Here is a 4,210-nt window from a genome sequence, read left to right as displayed (position 1 = left end):
TATTGGAGTAAGTTCTTATCCATTTACGCGCCAAGATTTACCGACGAAAGCCGCGCAGACTTATCCTACAATAATGCAGACTTGGTTTTGCAGAGCGCGATTGCTGGACAAGGCATTGCCATTGTGCGCGAACTATATGTTGCTGATGCCATTTCCAAAGGTGAACTTGTGGAGCCGTTTACAGCCACAATTCCTTGCGAGCGCATGTTTCAATTCGTCTTGCCCGAAACCCGCATGCAGTCTGCGGTGGGTCTGGCGTTTATCGATTGGTTGGGCAAAGAAATTCAAGCGGCCAAACTGCGGACATAAAACTAGACTGCGCGTTGAGCGCCCTTCAACCCGCTCACTGCGATCATTTCATTTTCTGTCTACAATTATTTGGGACATACTCTACTCAAAACTGTGTGACGAAATGCATCGCACCTCATCTCGAGCCAACAGGCGTTTTCAACTGATTATACAACTGTTCAGTTTTCCGATCGTGAGAAGAGGCACCACCTAGACTTGAAACGCAAATTGAGGCTTGTTTGTTCCCCGCCAACAAACATTCGGCTGAAGTCCTGCCATCAAGCCATGCCGAGATAAACCCTGCATTGAAGGCATCGCCGGCCCCGGTTGTGTCAACCACCTCTCTCGCAATTGCTGGCGAATGAATTTGATCGCCACTTTGGATCAGAGACGCACCATCGGCACTTTTTTTGACGACCACAAGGCAGCTTTCGCCAAATGTTGCGTTTACATCTGACGCCACAATCTCATCGGTTTGCAAAATAAACTGCAGCTCTGCTAGGTTTGGCAAAAAAACATCAACTTGTGAGATCAATTTTGTGGCGTCACGATGATGCATCGCACCCTCATCCCAAGAGCAATCAAGCGAGACTGTTAGGTGTGCTTGGCTCGCCCAATCCAAGAGCTGTGGGCATTCAATCAGCGTTGCCAGCTCGGCAATATGCAAGTGACGGTATTTTCCGCTCGCCAGTTCCTTTTGGCAGGCAGCAGGCACTGCAAAACCGCCTCTTCTTGTCAAAAATGCTCTGTCACCATTATGGGCCATGGCAATTGTGGTTTGAATTCCCCATTCGGGCGACGCCACAACACAGGGGCCAACATCAATATCTGCAGAAAAAATCTCTTCGTGAATGAGGGCATCAAAAGGTGCAGCCGGCAAAACAGCACAAAGCGCGGTGGTTTTTCCACAACTCACAAGGTGTGCTGCCGTTATGTAGGCGCCGCCGCCCGCATGCACGCCAAATTTATCGGCGAAAACTTCTTCACCGAGAACGGGCATGCGCGCAAATTCAGAAAACACGAAATCGCAATACACCCGCCCTACGGTAAGGATTTTACCGGACTTGCCTATACTCACAGAATTGAATTCTGAGTTTGTGTGTCAAAGAAATGAATTTCATCTGCTGGCGCATTCAAACGAACGATATCGCCCATTTGCGGATGCTGTCGACCCGGCGCACTGGCAATGACTTCATTGTCCCCCACTTGCACATAAAGCAGCGTTTCGGTCCCCAATGGCTCAACCAGCAGTACTTTGCCCTCCATCAAACAGGGTGCCCCGTCCGCAACGGGCACCAATGCACTTGGCCGTATGCCAATCGTGATGCTGTCCACCTTGGTATCCCTTGGCAAGTCTATCGTTAGATTGTCAGCTACCTGCACACCTTTATCGGTACGTTGACCTTCCAACATGTTCATTGAAGGCGCACCGATGAACTGAGCGACAAACATATTTTTCGGACTTTGAAAAACTTGCGAAGGCGTTCCAACCTGCTGAATGTAACCATCTTTCATAATCACAATTCGATCCGCCAGTGTCATGGCTTCGACTTGGTCGTGGGTCACAAAGATGATTGTCGTCCCCACACGTTGGTGCAGTTTTTTGATTTCCAACCGCATTTGCGTGCGCAATTGGGCATCCAAATTTGAAAGCGGTTCATCAAACAAAAACACCGCTGGATCGCGAACCATTGCCCGGCCGATTGCAACTCTTTGGCGTTGACCACCGGATAATTGGGAGGGCTTACGATCAAGCAGATCGGTCATGCTCAACAACGCCGCGACCTCTTCGATCTTCTTTTCTTTTTCTTCCTTTGGCAGCTTTGCCGTGTGCAGACCGAAACCGATATTTTTGCGCACACTCATATGCGGGTAAATCGCGTAGTTTTGGAACACCATCGCAATATTGCGCTCTTTTGGCTCCAAGTTATTGACCACTAGATCATTGATTTGAACTTCGCCTTCACTGACCTCTTCAAGCCCGGCAAGCATGCGCAACGTGGTTGATTTACCGCACCCAGAGGGTCCAACAAAAACAATGAACTCACCGTCACTCACCTCGAGATCTATGCCATGAAGGACCTCGGTTTTACCGTATCTTTTCGTCAGTTTTTTGAGTGAAACAGTTGCCACCTCAATTCCCCCTTTTAGAAGCTAGCTGGTTGAACGATTTTTCACGTTCGTCATCTGCCACTTGTTGTTTTTTAAGGTTAGCTGCAAGGTTTTCTTTGAACAGCTTTATCTGCTTTTGGTATCCGTCTAACGACGCGCGCAAGGCATCTGGGCCCGGCCCGCCAAATCGGTCTCGAACTTTTACAAAGTGTTCAGCGGCCACCGCGCGCTGATACATCTCGAGATCCAAACAGGATTTTTGGCCGATGGATTCACCAAAATGCACCAAGAAATCTTCGTACCCTTGTGCCAAACCAACGTTCTTTGCGATCACTGACTTGGCGGTTTGTGCTGCCACTTCGTGCGCTTGGCGGAACGACAATCCGTCTTTGCGCACAAGCGTATCAGCCAACTCGGTTATCGTGATGCAAGACGCATCCGTGTTTTGGCGCACTTTATCTGCATTGATTGAAAGGGCTGGAACAAATGCGCTAAGAAGCTGCAAAACACGGCCACCACTCTCAAACGCGGCGTACCCGGCCTGTTGCACTTCCCCCTCACTATCGTTCATATCGGTGAACGGAGTATTGTGCATATTGTTGACCATCATGTCACAGCGCCCAACGCTCAAAGATGACAACAGCCGTAGATGTTCTATTGGCACCGGATTGCGTTTTTGCGGCATAATCGAGCTGATCTGAACAAAGCTGTTTGGCACATAGAGTTGACCAACTTCAAAAGCACTCCAAAACTGAAAATCCTGAACCAAACGCCCCAGATGTAAAAACAGTAGTTTCATAGCTGAATAAAGTCCGGTCACGTAATCAACGGACGCGATGCACCCATACGCGTTTTCCTGTGGCGCGCCAAAACCAAGCAAATTTGCCATGCGATGGCGATCAATTGGAAAACCACTGGTTGTGATGGCTGCGGCCCCCATTGGGCATTTATCCAAAGACTTACGTGCAAGTTCCAAGCGCTCAATATCGCGCAACAACACTTCGGTGGCCGCACCCAAATAGTGCCCAAAGGTACTGGGTTGGGCAGGTTGGCCATGGGTATAAGCGACAATCAGTGTGTCACTTTCCCTTTGGGCCGTTGAGACCATTTGGTCCGCCAAATTTTGGGCCAGTGCAAGCAGAGCGTCCGTGCGTTGCTGAAGCACCAACTTAAACACGGTATGGTCCATGTCGTTGCGACTGCGGGCTGTGTGCAAAGCGCCAGCGATATCGGGTCCAAGTCGAGATTTGAGCTCCGCTTCAACCAGAAAGAAATAGTCTTCGAATTCGCCGGTATATTGCAGACCGTCAACATCAACATTTTGGTCAATGTGAAGCAGCGCATTTGCTATTTTTGCTGCGGTTTCTTCATCAACGATCTTTGTTTCGGCCAGCATCACCAGATGAGCTTGATTGATCGCTCGAATTGGCTGCACATAGTGCGCCTTGGCCCCTTCGCACCGCGGAGCCAACACGGTATCTTTGTAAGTCTCATTCGGAAATTTAGTTGTGTCCTTCATCCTTTAAGACCTGCCATGACGACACCGCGAATGATGTATTTTTGGAATATCAATTCCTTCGTTTTCTTTATTTTCGTCAATAAGATCGTTGCGTCTTTCAATCCATTTAGCCATAGTGCCTTGTGGATCAAAGTCAAGAACATTGACTGAATAACCTTCGTTAGCAAAGATTTCTGCTACGATTTGATTTTGAGTTGTTTTTTTACTACCGCCTTTTTCGGTAGCAAATGAAATAACTATTCCTGATGACATTTAAATTCTCCTTTTTTACATTAATTTAATGTTGAAGAA

General features: G+C 48.3%; 5 protein-coding genes. 1 reads left to right on the top strand and 4 read right to left on the bottom strand.

Annotated features, from left to right (window positions below; all coding sequences use genetic code 11):
- On the top strand, nt 1-309 hold a 309-nt coding region (locus Q0231_RS00765), incomplete at its 5' end, for a LysR substrate-binding domain-containing protein (RefSeq protein WP_299343765.1).
- A gap of 115 nt (nt 310-424) precedes the next feature.
- Here the strand turns inward: Q0231_RS00765 and Q0231_RS00760 are convergent.
- Genes Q0231_RS00760 through Q0231_RS00745 form a run of 4 tightly spaced genes read right to left on the bottom strand, consistent with a single transcriptional unit; the run spans nt 425 to nt 4,171 of the window.
- Complete coding sequence (locus tag Q0231_RS00760) at nt 425-1,366, bottom strand: carbohydrate kinase family protein (RefSeq protein ID WP_299343762.1); 942 nt, start codon at nt 1,364-1,366, stop codon at nt 425-427.
- On the bottom strand, nt 1,363-2,421 hold the full coding sequence (locus Q0231_RS00755) for an ABC transporter ATP-binding protein (RefSeq protein ID WP_269392416.1): 1,059 nt from the start codon (nt 2,419-2,421) through the stop codon (nt 1,363-1,365). The genes Q0231_RS00760 and Q0231_RS00755 overlap by 4 nt, the downstream gene beginning before the upstream one ends.
- 1 nt (nt 2,422) lies before the next feature.
- On the bottom strand, nt 2,423-3,919 hold the full coding sequence (gene argH / locus Q0231_RS00750; protein WP_299343750.1) for an argininosuccinate lyase: 1,497 nt from the start codon (nt 3,917-3,919) through the stop codon (nt 2,423-2,425).
- Between the two features lie 3 nt (nt 3,920-3,922).
- The gene (locus Q0231_RS00745; protein ID WP_299343747.1) at nt 3,923-4,171 is read right to left on the bottom strand and encodes an AAA family ATPase; all 249 of its coding nucleotides are present in this window, start codon (nt 4,169-4,171) and stop codon (nt 3,923-3,925) included.
- Nucleotides 4,172-4,210 lie beyond the last annotated feature (39 nt).

It is taken from the genome of uncultured Maritalea sp. (genome assembly GCF_937139385.1).
GTDB classification, from domain to species: domain Bacteria; phylum Pseudomonadota; class Alphaproteobacteria; order Rhizobiales; family Devosiaceae; genus Maritalea; species Maritalea porphyrae_A.
Note: the sequence above shows the minus strand (reverse complement) of the source record. Positions and strands in the feature narration are given on the sequence as shown.

Coding starts and splice junctions, on each gene's coding strand:
- argH (WP_299343750.1), bottom strand. CDS start 3,919: ATGAAGGACACAACTAAATTTCCGAATGAGACTTACAAAGATACCGTG.
- Q0231_RS00745 (WP_299343747.1), bottom strand. CDS start 4,171: ATGTCATCAGGAATAGTTATTTCATTTGCTACCGAAAAAGGCGGTAGT.